Origin of the sequence: Mesorhizobium sp. M5C.F.Cr.IN.023.01.1.1, from assembly GCF_003997585.1 — a bacterium.
GTDB lineage: Bacteria > Pseudomonadota > Alphaproteobacteria > Rhizobiales > Rhizobiaceae > Mesorhizobium > Mesorhizobium wenxiniae.
In genome coordinates, this window is sequence record NZ_RZSU01000094.1 from 1 (window position 1) to 23,983 (window position 23,983).

Sequence of the window (23,983 nt, forward strand, 5' to 3'; positions counted from 1 at the left end):
CGGTCTCCGGCGTCGGTTCGGTCATCAAAAAATCCTAAAGCTCAAAAAGATCTTAAAGCGATGCGTCGGTCAGCGACTTCTCCAGCCCCGACAAATGGATGCCGCACTCGGTCTTGGCGTGCCCTGCCCAGCGGCCGCTGCGCGCGTCCTCGCCCGGTTGCACCGGTTGCGTGCATGGGAAACAGCCTATCGACAGATAGCCATAGGCAACCAACGGATTTTCACGCAGCGCATGCGCGCGCATATAGTTGGCCTGGTCAGTGGTCGTCCAATGTGCCAGCGGATTGATGCGGATCCGCGAACCGACCGCTTCGAACACCGGAAGCGCTGCCCGCGTCGTCGCCTGAAAACGCTTGCGGCCGGTGAACCAGGCGCGGAACGGTTCGACACCGCGCGCCAGCGGCTCGACCTTACGAACGCCGCAGCAGGCGTCGGTGTCGGTCTCGTTCAGATTGCCGGTCGGATCGATCCGTTCGAGCGCCGCTTCGTCGGGCGTGATCACCCGGATGTCGGTCAGCCCGAAATCGGCAACGAGCGCGTCACGATAGCCGAGCGTCTCCTCGAAGTGCTTTCCGGTGTCGAGGAAGATCACCGGCAGCGTCCGGTCGATCTTGGCGATCATGTGCAGTAGCACCGCCGAATCCGCGCCAAAGGACGAAACCGCGGCGATTTCGCCGTGAAAGAACTCCCGGGCCGACCGCTCGACGATCTCAAGCGGCTTCAGATGACCATAGAGCGCATCCAGCCCCGCCGCTTCGGCGGCGATGCCGGCCTCGACGTCGACGATACGATCAAGCGGCCTTGGCTTCGCCAGCATAGAGCGCCTCCTTGAACGGCGCGGGACCGACACGGCGGTAGGCGTCGATGAATTTTTCATTTCTGTCGAGCCGGAGGCCGAGATAGGTCTCGACGATCTGCTCGATAGCGTCGGTGATCTCTTCCGAGCTGAAGCCGCGGCCGATGATCTCACCGATCGAGGTGTTCTCGTCGGCCGAGCCGCCGAGTGTGACCTGATAGAGTTCGGCGCCCTTCTTCTCGACCCCGAGGATGCCGATATGGCCGACATGGTGATGGCCACAGGCGTTAATGCAGCCGGAAATCTTCAGCTTCAATTCGCCGATCTCGCGCTGCCGCTCAAGCGAAGCGAAACGAAGCGAGATTTCCTGTGCCACCGGAATGGAACGCGCCGTGGCCAGTGCGCAATAATCGAGGCCGGGGCAGGAGATGATGTCTGATATCAGGTTGGAATTGGCCGTCGCCAGTCCGATGTCGACCAGAGCGTCATAGACCGCCTTGAGGTCTGCGCGCGCGACATGCGGCAGGATCAGGTTCTGCTCATGGCTGACGCGCAGCTCGTCGAAAGCGTATTTTTCGGCAAGGTCGGCGACCGCTTCCAACTGGCTGTCGGAGGCATCGCCTGGCGCTTCGCCAATGCCCTTGAGCGAGATGGTCACGGCGGCATAATCGGGATGACGGTGGGTGACCACGTTCTGATCGAGCCATTCCGAAAAGCTCTTGGAATCGAGGCGAGCAAGCTTGACCGCCTCGTCGCCTTCCGGCCGGTCAGTCAAAGCCGGTGGCGCGAAATAGGTATCGATGGCGCGGATATCGGCTTCCGGTAGCTTTAGATCCGCATCCTTCAGCTCCTGCCATTCGGCCTCGACCTGACGGGTGATCTCATCGACGCCGGTCTCGTGGACGAGGATCTTGATGCGTGCCTTGTATTTGTTGTCGCGGCGGCCGTAGAGGTTGTAAACGCGCAGGATCGCCGTGCAGTAGGACAGAAGGTCCGCCTCGGGCAGGAAGTCGCGGATCTTCTTGGCGATCATCGGTGTACGGCCCTGGCCGCCGCCGACATAGACGGCAAAACCGAGTTCGCCGGCAGCGTTCTTCTTCAAATGCAGGCCGATGTCATGCGTCTGGATGGCGGCGCGATCGCGCTCGGCGCCGGTCACCGCGATCTTGAATTTTCTCGGCAGGAACGAGAACTCCGGATGCACCGACGACCATTGGCGCAGGATTTCCGCATAGGGGCGCGGATCGGCGACCTCGTCGGCGGCGGCACCGGCAAAGTGGTCGGCGGTGACGTTGCGGATGCAATTGCCGCTGGTCTGGATAGCGTGCATTTCCACACTCGCCAGATCGGCCAGGATCGCCGGAATATCCGACAGCGCCGGCCAGTTGAACTGGATGTTCTGGCGCGTCGTGAAATGGCCGTAGCCCTTGTCGTATTTGCGGGCGATGTGGCCGAGCATGCGCAGCTGCTTGCTGTTCAGCGTGCCGTAAGGCACCGCAATGCGCAGCATGTAAGCGTGCAATTGCAGGTAGACGCCGTTCATCAGCCTCAGCGGCCGGAACTGATCCTCGGTGATCTCGCCAGCAAGCCGCCGTGCGACCTGATCGCTGAACTCGGCGACGCGGGCCTTAACGAAATCGTGATCGAACTCATCGTAACGGTACATGTCTGGTCTTTCCGGGCGCGTCCGCCCGTTTCATCAATGTGGTCGTTTACGCCGCCCGGGCGGCTTCCGGGCGGGCCTGCTTGCCCAGGTCGTTGCGGTTGGTCGGGCCGGCGGCGCGGATCTTTTCGCGCAGCCGGACCGGCTCGACCACACCATTGGCGACGGTCACGTCGATCAGATTAACATCGACCACTTCGTTGTTGGCATAGGCCGTGGCGCCGATCGCCTCCAGCCGGTCTTCAGCCGCCTTATCATGGGCGACATCGGCATTGTCGATGATCTCGGCCCAGCCGCCGTTGGCATACCAGACGGCTTCGCCGTCGGTCAGGCGGTTTGCGGTCAGAACTTTCATCGTTCAGCTCCTTCGGCGGCTGTTTGGGCCGTGCCTTCATGCCTGTGTGCCGCGAGCGGCTCGGAACGTTCAAAGTTGGCGCCGGCGACTGCATCGCCGATGATCGTCATGACCGGGCCGGTAAGATCGGCGCGGACCTCCAGCGACGGCAGGTCGGCGAGCGTGCCGTGGAAACGGCGGCGGTTGGCAAGGCTGGCATTCTCGACCACGGCGACCGCCGTATCCGGCGACAGGCCCGCCTCGATCAGCCGGCCGGCAACCTCGGCCGCGACTGAGCGGCCCATATAGACGGCGACCGTGGCGCCGGAGATGGCGAGCTTGGCCCAGTCAGGGAGCGAATTTCCCTTGAGGTCATGGCCGGTGGTGAACACCATAGATGACGACACGCCGCGCAGCGTCAGCGGCAACTCGAAATCGGCGGCGGCGGCGAAGGCCGCGGTGACGCCCGGAACCACCTCACAGGCGATGCCGGCATCGCGCAGCGCCGCCATTTCCTCGCCCGCCCGGCCGAACACCAGCGGATCGCCGGATTTCAGCCGCACGACGCGCTTGCCGTCGCGGCCGAGTTCAATCAGCAGCGCGTTGATTTCGGTTTGGCTCTTGGTATGGCATCCCTTGCGTTTGCCCACCGGCAGACGCTCGGCGTCGCGCCGGCCCATGGCGACGATCGCCTCCGGCACGAGTGCATCATGGACGATGACATCGGCTTCCATCAGCAGGCGGTGGGCGCGCAACGTCAGCAGGTCTTCGGCGCCGGGACCCGCGCCAACCAAGGCAACATGGCCCAGAGCGGTGTGGCCCGATGCCGGCGCGTTCGAAAGCAACAGGTCAACGGCGGCATCATGCGCCTGCGAAAGCTGGCCGGCCGCCATGGCGCGGGCCGGCGCGCCGCCGAAAAAGTCGCTCCAGAAGCGCCGACGGGCATTGCCTTTCGGCAGCAATCTCTCAGCGGTGCCGCGTAACGAGGCGGCAAGCGAAGCAAGCGGCCCGAGCGACGGCGACAGCATACGGTCGATGCGGCTGCGCAGCATCTGGGCAAGCACCGGGCCGGCCCCTTCCGTGCCGATGGCAATGGCGACCGGCGCGCGGTTGACCAGCGCTGGGGAGAAGAAATCGCACAGCTCCGGCCGGTCGACGGCATTGACCGGAATGCCCAGCCGGCGCGCATCTTCGGCAACCCGGCGGTCGAGCGCCTCATTGCCGCTGGCGGCAAACGCCATCACCGCGCCTTCGAGATGCGCGACATCGTAGGCGGCAGCAATGTGGATGGCGCCATTCGCGGCGATGAAGGCCAGCAACTCAGCCTCGGCGGCATCGGCTATGATGCGCAGCACGGCGCTCGACTGGCCGATCAGCCGCGCCTTGGCCAGAGCCTCCTCGCCACCGCCGACGATGGCCACGGCTTCGCCCTCGACCCGCATGAATACGGGATAGGCGTTGAGCTTGGCGGTGGCCTGCGGCATGGCGAGCGGAATCCTGAATACGCTGGCAGTTCTACGCGCGAGCGCGAAAAAGCAGAAGGAACGCACTCGCGCATCGCTTCGTGCGAAGCAATCGCTTTTCCGCAAGCACCAAAGGCAGGAGAAAAAAATTCCACACCCACGAGTGGAGCGGATCCAAGCCGCTGTTGCGAGCCTTGATCTGTAGCGGTTCTAGCGTCAAGCGAGGTGTATCACAAAACACTTTTTTCTAAATTCTACTAATCAAGTAGATTAAAGCCGCGATGCGCCGAACACCGTTGTCCTCATTGGTTGCGGCTCGCTCGCATTCTTGTCGTCACCGGAACATTCCTGCCTCGGCGCGCGTTTGCCCTGCTAATCCGAGCCTGGCTGTTCGGCTGTGGCGATGGCTCCAGAGGCGGGCCGAGAAAACCATGAAAAACAAGAAAAAAGAGCGCTCCGTGAACAACCTCAAGCTGAAACGCGGACTGTGGATCGTGGTGGCCGACGGCGAGAAGGCGCTGTTCCTCGAGAACCGCGGTGACACCCAGTATCCCGACCTTCAGGTCGTGCAGGAGATGGAACAGACAAATCCGGCGACGCGAGAGCAAGGTTCGGACCGCCCCGGCCGCTACGGCGACGGCCCTTCCGTCCACCGCAGCGCAGTCGAGGACACTGACTGGCATCGCCTTGGCAAGGAGCGTTTCGCCGACGAGATTGCCGAGCGGCTGTACAAGCTCGCGCATCGCGGTGCCTTCAAGGAGCTGGTGCTGATCGCACCGCCGCCGGTGCTGGGCGAGATGCGCAGGAAGCTGCACAAGGAGGTTGTCGAGAAAATAACAGTAGAAATTCCAAAGACGCTGACCAACCACACCATCGTCGACATCGAAAACCTGCTGCAGGCTGCCTGATCGCGGGCATCAGGCAGCGCAAGCCGTTTCTTTTTTGCAGCAACCCCTTCTTTTTGCAGCAACCATTGCCAGCCCGAGGCGGCTGGCCTTCTGCCATCCTTGTCGTAGAGTTCATGGCATTTGCAGGTTGCCTCGCGGCCATCCGAGCCGCCATATTGCAAAGGCGGCTGCTTTTTTGGTTGCGCATATCCGACATCGTTGAAAGGCGCTCCATAGACCATGCCGCATGACACGCCTCTTATCGCCACCATCGTCGTCGGTTTGGGGCTGGATTTCGTCTTCGGCGCAATTGCCAATCGCTTCCGCATCCCGCCGCTGGTCGGTTACCTCATTGCCGGCGTGCTGGTCGGGCCGAACACGCCGGGCTTCGCTATCGTCGTCGCCTTCCGCTATCCGATCGCGACCGCGTTGATGATTTCGGCAAGCCTTGCCCAGATCGGCGAATTCTCATTCATTCTGGCCGAGCTCGGCGTCGGGCTGAAGCTGCTGCCCGAACAAGGACGCGACCTCATCCTCGCTGGTGCTATCCTGTCGATCGTCCTCAACCCGCTGATGCTTTTTGCCGTTGACTGGATGAAGCCGTGGCTGGAAGGGCGCGCCGGCAAGGCGGCGCCGCCCGACGAGGCAAAGCCGATCGGCCCCGCGACGGAGCCAGGCCAGCCGGCTTCGGTTGCGGCACCCGTGAAAGAGGACTGCCGCCCAGGACAGCGCTTACCGGTCATTCCATCCTGGTCGGCTATGGCCGCGTCGGCAGTCTCGTCGGCGCGTCGATGAAGGAGGCCGCCCTGCCCTTCCTCGTCATCAAGGATGCCGACAAGACGCTGGCGAAGCTCAGGGGCGACGGCATCGAAACCACGGCCGAAGAGCCGAAGGCACCGATTATTTAGCCCTCGGTCGCCGGCGTTCGCTTACACGTGCTGGCCGCCATTGATGTGGATTTCCGAGCCCGTCACATAGGACGCCTGCTGCGAGCACAGAAAGAAGATGATGTCGGCGACTTCCGCCGTGGTCCCCAGCCGCCGCAGCGGGATCGTCTCGACGATCTTTTCCGTGCCCGGCGACAGGATCGCCGTATCGATCTCGCCGGGTGCGATGGCGTTGACGCGGATGCCGTGCGGGCCAAAATCGTGCGCCATTTCCCGCGTCAGCGAGCCGAGCGCGGCTTTCGACGTCGCATAGGCGGTGCCGGCGAAGGGATGCACGCGGGTGCCTGCGATCGAGGTGACATTGACGATCGAGCCTTTGGCCGACGCCAATTCCCTGAATAATCCCCGCGCCAGCATGATCGGCGCGAAGAAATTGACCTGGAACACGTCGCGCCAGACATGCATCGGCGTGTCGATCGAATTCATGCGGCTGTTGCCGTCCTTGAGCTTCGGCGAGATGCCGGCGTTGTTGACCAGCGCATGAAGCTGGCCGCCATGCGCTTCCAGCCGATGGCGGATTTCCGAGATCGCGATGCCGACATCCTCCTGGTCGGCGAGATCGACCTTGATATGGTCTTCCGGACCAGCCGGCCACGGGCAGTCCTCGGCAAAGGCCTGGCGCGAGCAGGTGATGACGCGCCAGCCTTCGCGCGAAAAGCGCTTGACCGTGGCATGGCCGATGCCGCGGCTGGCGCCGGTCAGCACAATTGTCTTTCTGGTGTCGGTTTCGGCCATTCGCGATCTCTTTAGGGCGACGTGCGTCCCTTTGGTCGCACAAAGTACGCTCTAGCACTTTTAACCCGGAGATGTAGCGGAACACAGCAGCGATGACGAGGGGGTCAGCCGCCGGTGAGGATGTCGAGGATCGAGGTCTGCCGCTTCTTGACCGGGCCGCCAACATCGCCGGGCGGCACCGGGCGCTTGATCGATGCGGTGGTGCCGCCACCGCCCGGCATGCCGAAGCCTGCGGCATCGACCGTTTCGGCGGGACGCACGGCGCGAGGCGGCGACGCTTTTTGGGCGGACGGCGCGGATTGGCCAACCGAAGCGGACGGCACCGGGGCCGGTTGCGCCGCGTTGGACGGTATTTCGTCCTGCACGATCGTATCCGCGGGCGTCGACCTCCATGTTCCAGGCAGCGGCCGCACCGGCACACCTTCATGAGCGGCGACCATGAATTCATGCCAGGCCTGCGCCGGCAGCGCGCCGCCGGTGACCTTCTTCATCGGACCGCCATCGTCATTGCCGAACCAGACTCCGGTGGTGAGATTGGCGGTATAGCCGATGAACCAGGCGTCGCGCGAATTCTGGCTGGTGCCGGTCTTGCCGGCGGCCGGCCAGGCAAAGGCCGCCTTCCTGGCAGTGCCGATTTCGACAGTGCCGGTCATCATAGAATTCATCATCCCGACGATCTCGGGCTTGATGACGCGCGGGGCGCCGCCGCCATTGTTGTCGTAGAGCACCTTGCCGCCGGCCGTCGTCACGCGGCGGATGAAATGGACGGCCGGCCGGTAGCCGCCATTGGCGAAGGGGACATAGGCCGAGGTCAGTTCCAGCGGCGTCACTTCAGAGGTGCCGAGCGCGATCGAGGTGTTGGCGGTGAGGTCGGACTGGATGCCCATGCGATGCGCCGCCTCGACCACCGCGTCAGGCCCGACTTCCATGGTTAGCTGGGCAGCCACCGAGTTCAGCGACTTCGCCAGCGCCGTCGCCAGCGTCACCTTGCCGAAATACTTGCCGCCGTAATTGGTTGGCGTCCATTTGCCTATTCTGATCGGCGCGTCATTGCGCACGCTGTCTGGTGTGCGGCCGGCTTCCAGCGCCGCCATGTAAACGAACGGCTTGAACGCCGAGCCCGGCTGGCGGCGCGCCTCCGAGGCGCGGTCGAATTGGCTGGTCGAATAATCATAGCCGCCGACCATGGCACGCACCGCCCCGGAATTGTCGATCGACACCAGCACACCCTGACTGGCATTGAGCTTCTTGCCGCTCCCGTCGATCAGCCGGCGGATCGATTGTTCGGCGAGCTTCTGCAGCGTGAGGTCGACGGTGGTGTCGACGATGATGTCGCCGCGCACATCACCGATCAGGTCGGGCAGTTCTTCCACGATGGCGTCGGCGACATAGTTTTCCGAGCCCGTCCAGTAGGATGCCACCCGCGACGCCGGCGCGCTCATCGCCGTGGTCAGTTCCTTGGCGCTGATCTTGCCTTCGTCGCGCATGGCGGCGAGAACGAGCTGCGCGCGCTGCTCGGCCGCCTTCGGGTCACGCGCCGGAGACAGTCGCGACGGCGCCTTCAACAGGCCAGCGAGGAGTGCGGCCTCGGGCAGCGTGACATCGCGTGCGCCCTTGCCGAAATAGCGGCGCGAAGCCGCTTCGACACCATAGGCGCCGGAGCCGAAATAGACCCGGTTGAGGTACATTTCGAGGATCTGGTCCTTGGTGTGCTTGTGCTCGAGCCACAGCGCCAGAAGCACTTCCTGCACCTTGCGTTCCAGCGTGCGATCGGGTGTCAGGAACAGGTTTTTCGCCAATTGCTGGGTCAGTGTCGAGCCGCCCTGCGAAAAACGCCCGCCGAGAACGTTGGCCACCATGGCTCTGGACAGACCGATCGGATCGATGCCCAAATGCGAATAGAAGCGGCGATCTTCGATGGCGATGACGGCCTCGGGAATATAGGTCGACATTTCATGCAGGCCGACGGCTTCGCCGCCGCTCATGCCGCGATTGGCGAGCAGTTTTCCGTCGACCGAGACGATCCTGATGTTGGGTGCGCGGTCGGGAATGGCCCAGGTGGTGGCCGCCGGCATTTTCGCACCGTAATAGACGACGATGCCGGCGCTGGCGATGCCGCCCCAGATGGCCAATACGAAGCACCAGTAGGCCAACCGGCCGAGCACGCCGAACAGGCCGCGCCGGCTTCTGCCGCGTCCGCGACGCGACGGTTTTGTCCTGGCCGATTGGCGCTTTGCAGAGGTCTTGCGGTTGCTCGGCACGACGCGATCCTCCTCGCTCACAGAAAAACCGGCCGAGGATTTCGCCCGTGGCGGTCCCTCGAAGCTGGGTTCGATGCGGCTGTCTCTGCGGTTCGCCATGCGCTGTGCTGTCTGTCCCGATGCCTATCGCATCGGCCGAAAATCGCGATTTTCGGAAACACGATGCGAAGCTTCAAAATCTTAGAGCGTACTCTGTGCGTCCGAACGGACGCACGTCGCTCCATGGCGTTCGGGTGAAGAGTAGATGCGGCGATTTAAGGGCGGGTTAAATGGTTCAAAGTTAATTCAATGCGTTACGGGACGTCACCGCTGCGTTCCTTGCTTCTGGCGGCTTGCGACAATGGCGTCCCTCGCGAGACGGCGGAGCCTTCTCGCATTTCAGCATCAACCGCTCAGCCGCCGTCGTCGCGGACCGCCCATAGCAAGGTGGCCGAAATTTATGCTGGTGATCGCGATCGGTAAGTCATTAGAGCGCGATCGGTAAAGTGCGTTCGATCGCGCTCTAAACCGTTGAATCTGCACATGACCTTGCCACCAAAGTCATTCAACCTTGGTGGATCATGCGTTAGCCAATCGCAGCACGAACGGAAAGCGCTGCCCAGGATGATTGCATCGTCTCGCCCACATGGCAGTAGCAGACAATTTCGTGGAGCTCATCGTCGGTCAATTCGAAGAAACGTTTTGCTTCGCCATAAGTATCGTCTTTCAGCCCCTCATCGCGCAGGATCTGATCCTCGAAGGCAACCGATATTGGCGAGCCTTCGCCACGCATAATCTCGCGCTCGGGTGACGAACGATATTCGGTCCCGATAAGTGCGGTAAGGAGTCGGCTGGGCTGCCGATCAAGAAGTTTTGACCAACGTTCGAGACGCTGGGTTCGGTCCATTCTAGGAGGTGTTGGGTCTCTGTGTACCTTTGCCACCGTATGCAGTTGGTCCAGTGTTTGGTGCCTCATGGCAACCTCCTAATAGTAGGTGGGTTGGCCCCAAACTCCCTGTACCAAGATCATACCGCGGATGTGTCGATACGTCACTCTCATTCCGTAGCCAGCTTGGCTTCTCTCCGGGTGCATCGAAGGATGGACCGGCCTGCCTTGGCGCTCAATTTTAGACCCGATGGGGCAGGTCATCGGCACCTTTGCCGCGCCAACCCAAAGCCGCTCAGTTCTGCTGGATCGAAATGCCTTTGTCGTCGATCTTGAGTTCCACGCCCTTCGGCCTGGTTTGCTCGCGATAGACATAGGCGCCGAGCGCGATGACCACGACGACGAGCGCGCCGATGATGAGATAGGGCATGTTCTGCTTCATGGCGCGCTCTTGATGTGCTTCGAGGATCAGGCCTGCTTCACCAGTTTGATCAGCACGAGCAGGATCACCGCGCCGATCGTGGCGTGGATGATGGAGGCAAATATACCGCCGCCTATGGCGAACCCCATCCTTGGGAAGAGCCAGCCGGCTATTAAGGCACCAACGATGCCGACGACGATATTGCCGACCAGGCCGAGGCCGAATCCCTTGACGATCAGGCCGGCGAGCCAGCCGGCGATGGCACCGATGATGATGAAGACAAGCAGGCTCTCAGTACCCATTGCAGATCCCTCCCGAGCGAATGGTCGCGGAGCAGAGAGCTCCGAATCGACCTCCGATTGCAACATGTCCAACCTATTGGAAAGGAGCCGGCGCCGCCAGCGGCGTCATTCGTCGTCGCCATCCCCGGATGCAGGCCGCCAGCTGATCGGTTCGACCTTCCTTTGCGTATGACCGTCCGTATAGGCCCACCAGCCGGTGTCGTTCTCGTCCCAGTCGCCGCCGGCCGCTTTCAGCCGGTCGAGCGACCGGTACTGCGCGATCGATTCGTTCATCACACCGTCGCTGTCCTTCCAGTAGACGGTGACCTTGGAGCCATCCTTGGGTGCTGTTTCGATTGGTTTTCTGGCAACCATTTCATCCCTCCACGGACCGACAGAACGTCGCGGCGAACACCAGGTTCCGCCTTAGCTATGGGCGAAGATGTCTGCCTCATCCCAGCCCATCAGGTCGAGTTTCGCACGCGTCGGCAGGAAGCGGAAGCAGGCTTCGGCCTCCCTGGTCCGGTTGTCGCGCGCAAGCCGCGCTGTCAGCACATCGCGCAGCTGGTGCAGATAGAGCACGTCGGAGGCGGCGTATTCGAGTTGTTCGGGCGATAACGTCTCCGCCGCCCAGTCCGATGACTGCTGCGCTTTCGACAGGCTGACGCCGAGAAGCTCAAAGCAGATGTCCTTCAGCCCGTGCCGGTCGGTATAGGTGCGGGTAAGCCGCGAGGCGATCTTGGTGCAGAACACCGGCTCCGGCATGACGCCGAAGGCGTGGTAGAGCACGGCGAGATCGAAACGGCCGAAATGGAACAGCTTGGTTATGCTGCGGTTCTTGAGCAGGCTGACGAGGTTTGGCGCCTTCTTCTGGCCGGGCGCGATCTGGATGACGTCGGCGGAACCGTCGCCCGGCGAGATCTGCACCACGCAAAGCCGGTCGCGATGCGGATTGAGCCCCAGCGTCTCCGTGTCGATGGCGACCGCCCCGACGTCGTAGTGCAAGAGCCCCGGCAGGTCGTTCTTGTGGAAGCGGATATCGCTCATCGTATTCTCCGGTCGCGGCTGGACGCACGTCGCTCTAGCCCGTCCTTGCCGCGATCCGATGAAAAATCAACAGAAAGTTGAATTCTCACCCCCTCAGCGTGTCAGCGCATCGAGAATGCGCGCCCAGGAGCGCTGGCCCTTGTGGAATGAACTCATCTCGTACTTCTCGTTCGGCGAATGGATGCGGTCATCGTCGAGCCCGAAACCGACCAGCAACGATTCGATACCGAGATAGGTCTGGAAATCGCCGACCACCGGGATCGAGCCGCCGCTTCCCGTCGTCACCGCCGGTTTCGGCCATTCGTCGGACAGCGCGTCCTTGGCCTTGGCGAGAAACGGCGAGTCGTAGGAAAGCTGGATCGCCGGCGAGCCGCCATGCGGGTGGAAATCGACTGAGCAGTCGGCAGGGATGCGCTCCCTGACGAAGGCCTGGAAAGCGGCGCGAATCTTCTGGGGATTCTGCTTGTGGACGAGGCGGAAGGACACTTTTGCCGAGGCTTCCGCCGCGATCACCGTCTTGAACCCCTTGCCGGTATAGCCGCCGATAATGCCGTTGAACTCGGCCGTCGGCCGCGCCCAGGTGAGTTCGAGCACCGAGCGCCCCTGTTCGCCGGACGGAATCGACAGGCCGACAGGCCCAAGGAATGTCTCGGCGGTTTCGCCGAGCGCCTCCCATGACTTCAGGACCTGCGAAGGCGTCTCCTCGACGCCGTCATAGAACCCCGGAATGGTGACATGGCCGTCCTCGTCGTGGATGTCGGCCAATATCCTGGCCAGGATGCGGATTGGATTGGCAGCAGCACCGCCATAGAGACCGGAATGCAGGTCGCGGTCGGCGGCCTTCACCGTGATCTCCTCGCCGACCAGCCCGCGCAGCGCGACGCAGATGGACGGCGTATCGCGGTCCCACATGCCAGTGTCGCAGACAAGCGCAAAGTCGGCCTTGAGTTCGGCCGCATTTGCCTCGAGGAACGGCTTCAGCGATGGCGAGCCGGACTCCTCCTCGCCTTCGAACAGGATCGTGATGCGGCACGGCAGCCCGCCATGCACCTGCTTCCAGGCGCGGCAAGCCTCAACGAAGGTCATCAGCTGCCCCTTGTCGTCGGCCGAACCACGTCCCGTGATCACCTGGTGGCCGGGCGCGATCTCCTTCACCGAAGGCGCGAACGGGTCGGTTTCCCAGAGCTCGATCGGATCGACCGGCTGCACGTCGTAATGACCATAGAACAGGACATGCGGTGCGTCCGCCGGCCCGACATGGTGCGCCACCACCATCGGATGACCTGGCGTGTCACGCACGCTGACGTCGAAGCCGATCAGCTTGAGCTCCGCCACCAGCCATTCCGCCGCCTTGCGGCAATCGGCGGCATAGCTCGGATCGGTTGAGATCGACTTGATCCTGAGCAGGCCAAACAGGCGTTCCAGGCTCTCGTCGAGGTTTTTGTCGAGACGATCGAGGACGGGAGAAATTCTGGACATTTTTATCAAGCCTTTCGATTCTGAGGGGCAACCCTAAAGCTGCACGGCAGAAACGAAAAGCCGGCGGTCGTTGGACCACGGGCGTCGAAAGGCAAAAAAATGCCGCCGTGGTGGAGGGGAACCACGGCGGCCTTTACTCGAAACGATGCGGCAGCCCGGAGAGGGGGGATTAGGCTGCCGCAAGTGTCCGGGATAGGCGGGGGACGGGCCTTGCTCCGGACCTCGGCGAAAAATGCCGATGGCGCTTATCTGTGTCTCCGAACGTGGCGATTCAAGGGCACGAAGATTACACTTTCGTAACATACCCGTGATCGGATCGGCTGTCAGGTATGTTGCCGGAACCGGCGGTTGAGGCCGCCTTTGGCATGGACCACGACGCTGCGCCGCGCTATCCCTTCGTCCCATGAAAAAAGGCGATCATCTCTTCCTTGTCGACGGTTCCGGCTACATCTTCCGTGCCTATCACGCACTACCGCCGCTGACCCGCAAATCCGACGGGCTGCCGACCAGTGCCGTGCTCGGCTTCTGCAACATGGTGTGGAAGCTGACGCAGGACGCCCGCAACACCGATGTCGGAATCGTGCCGACGCATTTCGCCGTCATCTTCGACTATTCGTCGAAAACCTTCCGCAGCGATCTCTACCCCGAATACAAGGCCAACCGCTCGGCCCCGCCGGAAGATTTGATCCCGCAATTCGGCCTGATCCGCCAGGCAACCAGGGCCTTCAACCTGCCCTGCATCGAGACCGAGGGCTACGAGGCCGACGACCTGATCGCCACCTACTGCCGGCTTGCCTGCGAAGCCGGCGCCGACACCACCATCATCTCTTCCGACAAGGATCTGATGCAACTGGTCGGCCCGACGGTCGCTATGTACGACCCGATGAAGGACCGCCAGATCGGCGTTCCCGAGGTGATCGAAAAATGGGGCGTGCCGCCGGAAAAGATGATCGACCTGCAGGCTCTGACCGGCGACTCGGTGGACAATGTGCCGGGCGTGCCCGGCATCGGTCCGAAGACGGCGGCGCAGTTGCTCGAACAGTTCGGCGATCTCGACGCGCTGCTCGCCCGCGCCGGCGAGATCAAGCAGGACAAGCGGCGCGAATCGATCATCGCCAATGCCGACAAGGCGCGCATTTCTCGTGAGCTGGTGACGCTGAAGAACGACGTTCCGGTGAGCGAGGGGCTCGATCAATTCGTGTTGCAGGCGCCGGACGGTCCCAGGCTGATCGGCTTTCTCAAGACGATGGAATTCTCCTCGTTGACCCGCCGCGTGGCGGAAGCGACCGGAACGGAAGCGGCTGACGTCAAGGCCGTTCCCGTCATTATCGAGCGCGCCGACACCGCGCATGGTCCCGATGTCGGGTTTGGGGTGCCGGCAGCCGCCGAAAGAGCGGCAGACACAGTAACAGACGAAGCCGGGGAAACAGTGCCGGCCATTATCAAGGTGGAACCCAAGGAAGGCGACACCCCTTCGCTTCTCTCGGCGCTTCGCTTCGAGGGCGCCACTGCCCGCAAGATCGACACCGGCGCCTACGTCTCCATCCGCGACACAGTGGTGCTGAGGGCATGGGTGGCCGAGGCGATGGAGACCGGCATCGTCGCCTTCGACACCGAGACCACGTCAGCCGATCCGATGCAGGCCGAGCTGATCGGCCTGTCCATAGCCACCGCGCCCGGTCGCGCCGCCTATGTGCCGTTCGCCCACAAAAGCGGCAACGGCGACCTGCTCGGCGGCGGAGTGGTCGAAAACCAGATCCCGATCCGTGAGGCGCTTGGCATTCTGAAGCCGTTGCTGGAGGACAAGTCGGTTCTCAAGATCGTGCAGGAGCTGAAATACGACCTCGTCGTAATGAGCCGCCACGGAATCGATGTCGCCCCCTTCGACGACACCATGCTGATTTCCTACGTGCTCGACGCAGGCACGTCCGGCGGCCACGGCATGGCGGCTCTGTCGGAAAAGTGGCTCGGCCACTCGACCATTGCCCTCAAGGATCTGGCCGGCTCTGGAAGAAGCTTCGTCGGCTTCGACCAGATCGACATCGACAAGGCCACAGCCTATGCCGCGGAGCACGCCGATGTCGCGCTCAGGCTCTGGCGGGTGCTGAAGCCACGGCTTGCCGCCAAGGGCCTCGTCTCGGTCTACGAGCGGCTGGAACGGCCGCTGGTGCCGGTTCTGGCAAGGATGGAGCAGCGCGGCATCTCCGTCGACCGGCAGATCCTGTCGCGGCTCTCCGGCGAACTGGCACAGGGCGCCGCGCGGCTGGAGGATGAAATTTATCAGCTCGTCGGCGAGCGCATCAATATCGGCTCGCCAAAACAGCTCGGCGACATCCTGTTCGGCAGGATGGGCCTGCCCGGCGGCTCCAAAACCAAGACCGGCCAATGGTCGACCTCGGCGCAGCTCCTGGAAGACCTCGCCGCCGAAGGCCACGAACTGCCGCGCAAGATCGTCGACTGGCGCCAGCTGACCAAATTGAAATCGACCTATACCGACGCACTGCCCGGTTTCGTCCATCCCGATACGAAGCGCGTCCACACCTCCTACGCCCTTGCCGCGACAACGACGGGACGGCTGTCGTCCTCCGATCCCAATCTGCAGAACATTCCGGTACGCACCATCGAGGGGCGGAAGATCAGGACGGCCTTCATCGCCGACAAGGGCAACAAGCTGGTTTCCGCCGACTACAGCCAGATCGAGCTGCGCGTGCTCGCCCATGTCGCCGAGATCCCGCAGCTCAAACAGGCCTTCGCCGACGGCGCCGACATCCACGCCATCACCGCGTCGGAGATGTTCAACGTGCCGGTCGAGGGCATGCCCTCGGAGATACGCCGCCGCGCCAAGGCGATCAATTTCGGCATCATCTACGGCATTTCCGCCTTTGGTCTCGCCAACCAGCTCTCGATCCCGCGCGAAGAGGCCGGCGCCTATATCAAGAAATATTTCGAACGCTTCCCGGGCATCCGCGACTATATCGACGCGACCAAAGCCTATGCCCGAGAATACGGCTTCGTCGAAACGATCTTTGGCCGCCGCATCCACTATCCGGAGATACGGTCGTCAAACCCGTCAGTCCGTGCCTTCAACGAGCGCGCCTCGATCAACGCACGGCTGCAGGGCACCGCGGCCGACATCATCCGCCGCGCCATGATACGCATGGACGATGCGTTGGAAAAGGCGAAGCTTTCTGCCCGTATGCTGCTGCAAGTGCATGACGAGCTGGTCTTCGAGACGGCCGAAGCGGAGGTCGAGGCGACGATCCCCGTCGTGCGCCATGTGATGGAGAACGCTGCGATGCCAGCGGTGTCGATGTCGGTGCCGCTGCATGTCGACGCCCGCGCCGCCAACAATTGGGAAGAGGCGCATTGAGGTGAGTGAAATGTTGCCGCTCTCAACGGCCACATTCCTCTCTTTCGCGCTTGCAGCCCTGCTGATTGAACTGACACCAGGTCCGAACATGACTTATCTGGCGCTGGTTTCGGCCAATGACGGCCGCCGTGCCGGCTTTGCCACCGTGGCGGGCATTGCATTGGGCCTCGCCGTCATCGGTGGCATCGCATCCTTTGGTGTCGCCGAACTGATCCAGGCGTCTTCCCTGCTCTACGAGGGACTTCGCTGGGCTGGCACGCTGTTCCTCCTCTACCTTGCCTGGGAGGGCTGGACCGCTGGAACCGACGTGGTTTCGAGCAGTGGCAACCCAGGCGGCAAATACTTCATGCGCGGGCTTGTCACCAATCTCCTCAACCCGAAGGCGGCAATCTTCTACGTCGCCGTGCTGCCGACCTTCGTCGAGGCCGGGCGCCCTATACTTGCCCAGACCACCCTGCTCACGGTGGTCTATGTGGTAATCGCAACAGCCATACATGGAATGATCGTCGTGCTGGCGGGAACACTGGAACCATTCCTCAACGATCCCCGGCGGGAACGGATCAGCCGGCGACTGCTTTCCGCCTTGCTGGCGGTCGTCGCGCTCTGGTTCGCCTGGTCGACGGCGCGCTAGGACCTTAGGGCTAAGCCGCTTCGGCCCGGCACTTCGCACACGTCCCGCGAAATTCGATCACTGCTTTCTTGGCGGCAAAGCCGGTCGAGCGCACCCATTCGTCGAGCCGGTGTCCAACGTCGTGGTCGGAGAACTCGGTCACCTGCCCGCATGTGTCGCAGATGGCGAAGGCGGTCATCGAATGGCTGTGGTCGTGCGGCTCGGCGCAGGCGACAAAGGAATTGAGGCTTTCGAGCCTGTGCACGAAACCGGACTTAACCAGCGTGTCGAGCGCGCGATAGACCTGCAGCGGTGCGCGAAAACCCCGCTCGCGAAGTTGGTCAAGCAATGTATAGGCGCTGAGCGGCCCGCTGGCGGCCTCGAGTTTCTCGAGCACGCTCAACTGGTTTTTCGTCAGCACATCCCTTGCCGCCATGATCCTGCTTCCAACCCGTCTTGCGCCTATGGCACGTCATTTCCGCATGCAAGCGGTTCCAATCCTATCCAGATAGCGACGAGCGGGCTTTTTTGCTACTGTTTCCGTGCCGGCGTGGCCCTGAAGCGGCCAAACCGAGCAGGCCCAACTTTCGAAGCAGACATTGGCGGCCGAGTAAGAAAACGGCGGGAGCAGTCCCCGCCGCACCTGTTCGGCTAACTTGGCGGATCACTTTCGTGGCGGACCTTTCCGCTCCGCCGAGGCGGCCCACAGATTGATGTCGGCTTCGCGCGCGTACGTGTCGATTTCCGCGAGCTCGGCATCGCTGAAGTCGAGCGCCTTCAGCGCGCCGACGCAATCCTCGACCTGTTCCGGCCGGCTGGCGCCGATCAGCGCCGAGGTCACCCTGCCCTTGCGCAGCACCCAGGCCAGCGCCATCTGCGCCAGCGTCTGGCCGCGTCGGCCGGCAATCGCGTTCAGCGCTTTGATGTTGGCGATGGTTTTGTCGTTGATGAAGGCCGGCCTCAGCGACTTGCCTTGGCTGGCGCGGCTGCCCTCAGGGATGCCGCCAAGATATTTGTCGGTCAGCATGCCTTGCGCCAGCGGCGTGAACACGATCGAGCCGACGCCGAGCCCGTCCAGCGTGTCGAGCAAACCATCGTCCTCGACCCAGCGATTGAGCATCGAATAGCTCGGCTGATGGATTACGCAAGGCGTGCCGAGCTGCTTCAAAATGTCGGCGGCCTCGCGTGTGCGCTGCGAATTGTAGGAAGAGATGCCGGCATAAAGCGCCTTGCCCGAGCGCACCGCATGATCGAGCGCACCCATCGTTTCTTCCAGCGGAGTATCGGGATCGAAACGGTGCGAATAGAAGATGTCGACATAGTCGAGCCCCATCCGCTTCAGGCTCTGGTCGAGGCTGGCCAGCACATATTTGCGCCCGCCCCACTCGCCATAGGGCCCGGCCCACATCTCGTAGCCGGCTTTGGTCGAGATGATCAGCTCGTCGCGATAGGAGGAGAAATCCGTCCGCAGGATTTCGCCGAAAGCCGTTTCCGCCGAACCGGGCGGCGGGCCGTAATTGTTGGCGAGGTCGAAATGCGTGATGCCGAGATCGAGGGCCTTGCGCGCGATCGCCTGTTTGGTCCGATGCGGCGTGTCGTCACCGAAATTGTGCCAGAGGCCGAGCGAGATCGCCGGCAATTTCAGGCCGGATCGCCCGCAGCGATTGTAGATCATTTTCTCGTAGCGGTTTTCGGCGGGCACATAGGGCATGGGAAATCCTTTAGATCAAAGCGAGCCCGGCAGTTGCCACCGCAAAAAAGGATGAGTCGGCTCTGCCCCTCACCCTTAGCGTCTCGCCGTTTCTATGGGGAGAGGGGTCGACGGTAAACAGCACGTGTCGCAATCACTGAAGCGCTTGCCCTATTTCTTCTTCACCAGGAGCCCTTTCTTCTTCGCCAAGAGCGCTTCCGCATCCTTGACGCCCAGTGCCGCAGGGCGTTCGCAGGTGGTCTGCATGGCAACGAACTTTCCGCTCGCGCCCGACCGCAACATGCCGGTCATCACATCCACGGCATGCAGCGCAAGTTCCATCGAGCACCGATGCGGCCGGCCTTCCGTGATCGCTAGTGCCATGTCGGCGAGACCGGCGGTGCGATAGTTGGCCATCATGCCGTGCGAATGCATCTGGTTGGCCACGCCGAACGGATGCTTCCATTTCGGCAGCTTCTTGACCGGCTTGGCGGCGTCGGTAAAACGAACGTCGCCGCCGAAGAAGTTCGGATCCGGCAAAAACACCGTGCCCAAATCGCCGTAGAGTTCCATCGGCGCGTGGCCATGGCTCCACACGTCCCAGCTGGTATTGAGCGTCACCACGGCGCCATTCTCGAACTCCATCACGCCGTGAATCGTCGTCGGCGTGGCGACCAGGATTTTTTCGCCCGCGCGCGGCTTCGAACTGATGGTGCGTTCTGTCTTCGGGATCGAAGCGAAGGCCGCCACCTGCTTCACCGGCCCGATCAGCTGGATCAGATTGGTGATGTAATAGGGTCCGATATCGAGCACCGGGCCAGCGCCAGGCTGAAAGAAGAAGTCCGGATTGGGGTGCCAATGTTCCATTCCATGGCTCATCACGTGACATGTACCGCTGGTGATCTTGCCGAGCTTGCCAGTGTCGATCAGGTTGCGGACAAGCTGGTGCGCGCCACCGAGGAAAGTGTCCGGCGCCGAGCCGATGCGCAGTCCGTCTCTCTCCGCCAACTTCTTCAGATCGAGCCCTTCCTTGACCGACAGCACGAACGGCTTTTCCGAATAGACGTGCTTGCCGGCATCGAGGATCTGTTTCGAAACCTCGTAGTGCACCGCCGGAATGGTGAGGTTGACGATGACGTCGATGTCGCCGGCCTTGAGCAGCCCCTCGACTGTCTCGGCGCGCAGCTTGAACTCCTTCGCCCGCGCCTTGGCCGCATCCATGTTGATATCCGCGCAGGCGCGCATCTCGATGCCGCGAAACAGCGGCGCCAGCGAAAAATATGCTTTCGAAATGTTGCCGCAGCCGACAACGCCGATCCCAAGTTTTCTTGCCATGCTGATTTGCTCCTAATACGTCTTGGCGGCTGCGATCGAGCGGCGAGCGAAACGCTCGATGTCGTTGGGATTATCCTGTTCCATGACGTAGTATTTAGCGGCACTCTTGGCGCGCAGCGCCTTGATCAGGCCGGCCCAGTCGATCGTGCCGTGGCCAACATCGGACCAGCCGTCCTCGTCAAGGCCCTCGCCAGGCTTGGCAATGTCCTTGACATGGACGGCGGCGATACGTTTGCCATACTCCTCGATCCAGGGCAGCGGATCGCCGCCGCCGCGCACCACCCAGGCCACGTCCAACTCCCAGCCAATGTCGGGTGCCGCCGCGAGGATGTGCTCCTGCGGCATCGAGCCGTCGGCAAGCTTCTTGAACTCAAAATCATGGTTGTGCCAAGCAAAGCCGTAGCCGGCTTTGCCAGCCGCCTCGCCGACCTTGGCCAGGCGTGCGCCGAAGCCGCGCCAGCCGGCCGTGTCGGTTGGTCTGCTCTCGGCGACCAGATAGGGGCAGATGAGCAGCGTGATGCCGAGCGCGTCGGCGATTTTGCGCACGCCATCGAAATCCTTCTCGAGCGCATCGATCGAGAAATGGCCGGTCGGCATGGCGAGCCCGTTCTTGTCGAGTTCGGCCCGAAATGCCTTGGGGTCGTCATAGACGCCGCCGAACCCCTCGACTTGCGCGTAGCCGAGCTCGCCCAGCATCTTGAGCACCCCTTTCCAAGGTTGGAAATTTCGCGCGCTGTAAAGTTGGAATGACCAGTTCATCGTCTCTGTCCGTTCTCTGGGGATGGATGTGCTTGAGGTGAAGTTCTTGGGAATTAGAGGCGGTTGCCGGTGGCGGCGTCGAACAGCGAAGCGCGCATCGGGTCAAAACCGATGCTCACCGTGTCGGCATTGTTTGGCGTGCGCTCAGATGTCACCCGCACGGTGAAATTCTGATTTCCGAGCTTCAGCCAGACCAGCGTGTCGGAACCCATGGGTTCGACGACCACGACATTAGCCGTGGCTGTGAACGGCCATCCAGCGCCGCTGTTGAACGCGACATGCTCGGGCCGGATACCGAAGACGGCCGCCCCCGGCACGGGCTCCTTTTCGAAAGCGTAGGTGGCAAGCGGGATCCGCACATCCTCGGCGACGAAGTGCCAGTTGCCATCGTCCTTCTCCAGCCTGCCGTCGAGGAAATTCATCGCCGGCGAGCCGAGGAAGCCGGCGACGAACCGGTTGACCGGGCGATTGTAGATCGTCTGCGGTGCGTCGAGCTGCTGGATCACGCCGCCCTTCATCACCGCGATACGGTCGGCCAGCGTCATCGCCTCGATCTGATCGTGGGTGACATAGATCATGGTGTTCTGCAGCTTGCTGTGCAGCAGCTTGATTTCAACACGCAATTCCGCGCGCAGCTTGGCGTCGAGATTGGAGAGCGGCTCATCGAAAAGGAAGACGTCGACGTCGCGCACCAGCGCCCGCCCGATGGCCACACGCTGGCGCTGGCCGCCCGAAAGCGCCGACGGCTTGCGTTGCAGCAGTGGCTCAATCTGCAGGATTTCTGCGGCCCGCGCGATGCGCTTGGCGATCTCGTCCCTGGGGATGCCGGCAACGCGCAGCCCGAAGGACAGGTTCTTCTCGACAGTCATCTGCGGGTAGAGCGCATAGGACTGGAACACCATGCCGATGCCACGGTCCTTGGGCTCCTCCCAGGTGACGTTCTTGCCCTTGATGAAGATGCGGCCGTCCGAAACGTCGAGCAGGCCGGCGATGCAGTTGAGCAAGGTCGACTTGCCGCAGCCGGACGGGCCGAGCAGCACGATGAACTCGCCCTCGGCGACATCAATATTGAGCGTCTCCAGCACCGACACTGCGCCGAAATTCAGCGACAGGTCCTGGATCGAGACACTGGGATTTTCCATTCTTGTCATCATCATCCTTTCACCGCGCCGGCAGCGATGCCACGCACGAAGAGCTTGCCGGAAACGAAGTAGACGACGAGCGGTACGAGGCCGGTCAGGATGGTGGCGGCCATATTGACGTTGTATTCCTTCACGCCCTGCACCGAGTTGACGATGTTGTTGAGCTGCACCGTCATCGGATAGGTGTCGGGGCGGGTGTAGACGACGCCGAACAGGAAATCGTTCCAGATGCCGGTCACCTGCAGGATGATCGCAACGACGAAGATCGGCAGCGACATCGGCAGCATGATACGGAAATAGATGCCCCAGAAGCCGGCGCCGTCGACGCGCGCCGCCCGGAACAGTTCATCCGGCATGGAAGAAAAATAGTTGCGGAACAACAGGGTCAGGATCGGCATGCCGAAGATGGAATGAACGATCACCAGACCGCTCAGGCTGCCATAGAGGCCGATTTCGCGCAGGATGATGACGATCGGATAGATCATCACCTGATAAGGGATGAAGGCGCCGACGATCAGGATCACGAAGAAGGTATCGGCTCCCTTGAAGCGCCAGTTGGCAAGCGCGTAGCCGTTCACGGAAGCGATCGCAATCGACAGGATGACCGACGGAACGGTGATGCGCACCGAATTCCAGAAGCCGCGCGAGAGCCCGTCGCAATTGAGACCGGTGCAGGCGCTGGACCAGGCCTTCACCCAAGGCTCAAAGGTGATCTCGAGCGGCGGTGAGAAGATGTTGCCGAGGCGGATCTCCGGCATGCCCTTGAGCGACGTCACCACCATCACATAGAGCGGCAGCAGATAATACAGCGCCACCACTAGGAGCGTGCCATAGAGGAAGATGTTGCGGCGCGAGAACACATGCCGCGGCTTCGGTCCTCGCGGCCCGGATGCTTCGAGCCTGATGAGGCCCGTACCGGCAGTCAGGGAAACGGCATGGTCAGACACGCTTCCTGCCTCCGAACTCGAGATAGGCCCACGGCACGATGACGACCACCACCGACAGCAGCATCATCGTCGAGGCGGCGAAGCCCTGGCCGAGGTTCTGGGCGAAGAACATGTAGTCATAGACATATTTGGCCGGCACTTCGGAGGCGATGCCGGGACCGCCGCTGGTCTGGGCGACAACCAGGTCATAGACCTTGACGATACCCGCAGCGATGATGACAAGCGCGGTGATGAAGACCGGTCGCATCATCGGAATGATGATGAAGAGATAGGTCTTCAACGTGGGTATCCCATCCACCCGCGCGGCCTTCCAGATATCCTCGTCGATGCCGCGCAGGCCCGCCAGCATCAGGCACATGATGAGCCCGGTGCCTTGCCAGAGCGCGGCGATCAATATGCCGTAGATGACGATGTCGGAATTGTAGAGCGGATCGAAGTTGAAGCTTTCCCAGCCGAGGCCGCGCACCACCCCCTGGATTCCGAACTCCGGGTTGAGCAGCCATTGCCAGACAAGACCGGTGACGATGAAGGAAAGCGCGAATGGGTAGAGGAAGATAGTGCGGAACGTGTCTTCGAAGCGGATCTTCTGATCGAGCAACGCCGCCAGCATGAAGCCGATGACGAGAGAAAACAGCAGCGAGAGCACGCCGTAGACCAGGAGGTTCTCAATCGAGACCAGCCAACGCGGCGTCGACCACAGCCGATAATACTGATCGAGCCCGACGAAGTTCAGCCGCGGCAGGAGCTTCGAATTGGTGAAGGAATAGAGCACCGTCCACGCGCTGCCGCCGACGAAGATCACCAGTGCGGTGAGGACCATCGGAATAGAGGCGACCTTGGCGTTAAGGTTGCGGAAGAGTTGATTGGGACGTTCGCTCTTGCTCATCTGCACAGCCGGGCTGGATCGGGTAAGGGCGGGAGGGTCAAGACCTTGACCCTGAGCTCCCGGCC

At 62.2% G+C, this 23,983-nt stretch carries 22 protein-coding genes and 1 pseudogene; 4 read left to right on the forward strand and 19 right to left on the reverse strand.

Annotated features, from left to right (window positions below):
* Positions 1–52: 52 nt before the first annotated feature.
* From EOA78_RS27520 to cysG, 4 genes are read right to left on the reverse strand one after another with little or no spacing between them, the layout of a single operon-like run.
* Positions 53–817: a phosphoadenylyl-sulfate reductase gene (locus EOA78_RS27520; RefSeq protein WP_127317996.1), complete on the reverse strand. Its 765-nt coding sequence runs from the start codon at positions 815–817 to the stop codon at positions 53–55.
* A complete protein-coding gene (locus tag EOA78_RS27525; RefSeq protein WP_127317998.1) occupies positions 792–2,462 on the reverse strand; it encodes a nitrite/sulfite reductase in 1,671 nt (556 codons plus the stop codon). The genes EOA78_RS27520 and EOA78_RS27525 overlap by 26 nt, the downstream gene beginning before the upstream one ends.
* 46 nt (positions 2,463–2,508) lie before the next feature.
* Positions 2,509–2,814 (reverse strand): DUF2849 domain-containing protein, encoded by a 306-nt coding sequence (locus tag EOA78_RS27530; protein WP_095496873.1) that lies wholly within the window; start codon positions 2,812–2,814, stop codon positions 2,509–2,511.
* On the reverse strand, positions 2,811–4,277 hold the full coding sequence (cysG, locus tag EOA78_RS27535; protein WP_127318000.1) for a siroheme synthase CysG: 1,467 nt from the start codon (positions 4,275–4,277) through the stop codon (positions 2,811–2,813). The genes EOA78_RS27530 and cysG overlap by 4 nt, the downstream gene beginning before the upstream one ends.
* Before the next feature lie 437 nt (positions 4,278–4,714).
* Between cysG and EOA78_RS27540 the strand changes: the two genes are divergently transcribed.
* Positions 4,715–5,164, forward strand: a complete 450-nt coding sequence (locus EOA78_RS27540) for a host attachment family protein (RefSeq protein WP_127318030.1) — start codon at positions 4,715–4,717, stop codon at positions 5,162–5,164.
* Positions 5,165–5,419: 255 nt separating this feature from the next.
* Positions 5,420–6,018: pseudogene (locus EOA78_RS27545) on the forward strand (hypothetical protein); the annotation flags it as partial.
* A 54-nt stretch (positions 6,019–6,072) separates the two neighbouring features.
* Here the strand turns inward: EOA78_RS27545 and EOA78_RS27550 are convergent.
* The 8 genes from EOA78_RS27550 to EOA78_RS27585 form a co-directional block, all read right to left on the reverse strand.
* Positions 6,073–6,825, reverse strand: coding sequence for an SDR family oxidoreductase (locus EOA78_RS27550; protein WP_027153080.1), 753 nt, complete (start codon positions 6,823–6,825; stop codon positions 6,073–6,075).
* 104 nt (positions 6,826–6,929) lie between these two features.
* On the reverse strand, positions 6,930–9,185 hold the full coding sequence (locus tag EOA78_RS27555; protein WP_127318002.1) for a transglycosylase domain-containing protein: 2,256 nt from the start codon (positions 9,183–9,185) through the stop codon (positions 6,930–6,932).
* Positions 9,186–9,651: 466 nt separating this feature from the next.
* A complete protein-coding gene (locus EOA78_RS27560) occupies positions 9,652–10,041 on the reverse strand; it encodes a hypothetical protein (RefSeq protein ID WP_127318004.1) in 390 nt (129 codons plus the stop codon).
* A gap of 205 nt (positions 10,042–10,246) precedes the next feature.
* Positions 10,247–10,393, reverse strand: coding sequence for a hypothetical protein (locus tag EOA78_RS27565; RefSeq protein WP_127318006.1), 147 nt, complete (start codon positions 10,391–10,393; stop codon positions 10,247–10,249).
* Between the two features lie 26 nt (positions 10,394–10,419).
* Complete coding sequence (locus tag EOA78_RS27570) at positions 10,420–10,674, reverse strand: GlsB/YeaQ/YmgE family stress response membrane protein (protein WP_065010153.1); 255 nt, start codon at positions 10,672–10,674, stop codon at positions 10,420–10,422.
* A gap of 105 nt (positions 10,675–10,779) precedes the next feature.
* The gene (locus EOA78_RS27575) at positions 10,780–11,028 is read right to left on the reverse strand and encodes a hypothetical protein (RefSeq protein ID WP_127318008.1); all 249 of its coding nucleotides are present in this window, start codon (positions 11,026–11,028) and stop codon (positions 10,780–10,782) included.
* A 51-nt stretch (positions 11,029–11,079) separates the two neighbouring features.
* Positions 11,080–11,700, reverse strand: coding sequence for a ribonuclease D (locus EOA78_RS27580; RefSeq protein ID WP_127318010.1), 621 nt, complete (start codon positions 11,698–11,700; stop codon positions 11,080–11,082).
* Between the two features lie 93 nt (positions 11,701–11,793).
* A complete protein-coding gene (locus tag EOA78_RS27585) occupies positions 11,794–13,179 on the reverse strand; it encodes a M20/M25/M40 family metallo-hydrolase (protein ID WP_127318012.1) in 1,386 nt (461 codons plus the stop codon).
* A gap of 403 nt (positions 13,180–13,582) precedes the next feature.
* On the opposite strand from EOA78_RS27585, the gene polA reads away from it, so the two are divergent.
* Complete coding sequence (gene polA / locus EOA78_RS27590; protein WP_127318014.1) at positions 13,583–16,549, forward strand: DNA polymerase I; 2,967 nt, start codon at positions 13,583–13,585, stop codon at positions 16,547–16,549.
* A gap of 10 nt (positions 16,550–16,559) precedes the next feature.
* The gene (locus tag EOA78_RS27595; RefSeq protein WP_127318016.1) at positions 16,560–17,180 is read left to right on the forward strand and encodes a LysE family translocator; all 621 of its coding nucleotides are present in this window, start codon (positions 16,560–16,562) and stop codon (positions 17,178–17,180) included.
* Positions 17,181–17,190: 10 nt separating this feature from the next.
* Here the strand turns inward: EOA78_RS27595 and EOA78_RS27600 are convergent, their stop codons facing one another.
* The 7 genes from EOA78_RS27600 to EOA78_RS27630 form a co-directional block, all read right to left on the reverse strand.
* On the reverse strand, positions 17,191–17,595 hold the full coding sequence (locus EOA78_RS27600) for a Fur family transcriptional regulator (RefSeq protein WP_127318018.1): 405 nt from the start codon (positions 17,593–17,595) through the stop codon (positions 17,191–17,193).
* Between the two features lie 228 nt (positions 17,596–17,823).
* A complete protein-coding gene (gene mgrA, locus EOA78_RS27605) occupies positions 17,824–18,870 on the reverse strand; it encodes an L-glyceraldehyde 3-phosphate reductase (RefSeq protein ID WP_127318020.1) in 1,047 nt (348 codons plus the stop codon).
* A 150-nt stretch (positions 18,871–19,020) separates the two neighbouring features.
* On the reverse strand, positions 19,021–20,184 hold the full coding sequence (locus EOA78_RS27610; RefSeq protein WP_127318022.1) for a Gfo/Idh/MocA family oxidoreductase: 1,164 nt from the start codon (positions 20,182–20,184) through the stop codon (positions 19,021–19,023).
* A gap of 12 nt (positions 20,185–20,196) precedes the next feature.
* The gene (locus EOA78_RS27615; RefSeq protein WP_127318024.1) at positions 20,197–20,943 is read right to left on the reverse strand and encodes a sugar phosphate isomerase/epimerase; all 747 of its coding nucleotides are present in this window, start codon (positions 20,941–20,943) and stop codon (positions 20,197–20,199) included.
* A 53-nt stretch (positions 20,944–20,996) separates the two neighbouring features.
* Positions 20,997–22,094, reverse strand: a complete 1,098-nt coding sequence (locus tag EOA78_RS27620; protein WP_127318032.1) for an ABC transporter ATP-binding protein — start codon at positions 22,092–22,094, stop codon at positions 20,997–20,999.
* 2 nt (positions 22,095–22,096) lie between these two features.
* Positions 22,097–23,032: a carbohydrate ABC transporter permease gene (locus EOA78_RS27625; RefSeq protein ID WP_127318026.1), complete on the reverse strand. Its 936-nt coding sequence runs from the start codon at positions 23,030–23,032 to the stop codon at positions 22,097–22,099.
* On the reverse strand, positions 23,025–23,918 hold the full coding sequence (locus EOA78_RS27630; RefSeq protein ID WP_127318028.1) for a sugar ABC transporter permease: 894 nt from the start codon (positions 23,916–23,918) through the stop codon (positions 23,025–23,027). Before EOA78_RS27630 ends, EOA78_RS27625 begins: the two co-directional genes overlap by 8 nt.
* Positions 23,919–23,983: the final 65 nt, after the last annotated feature.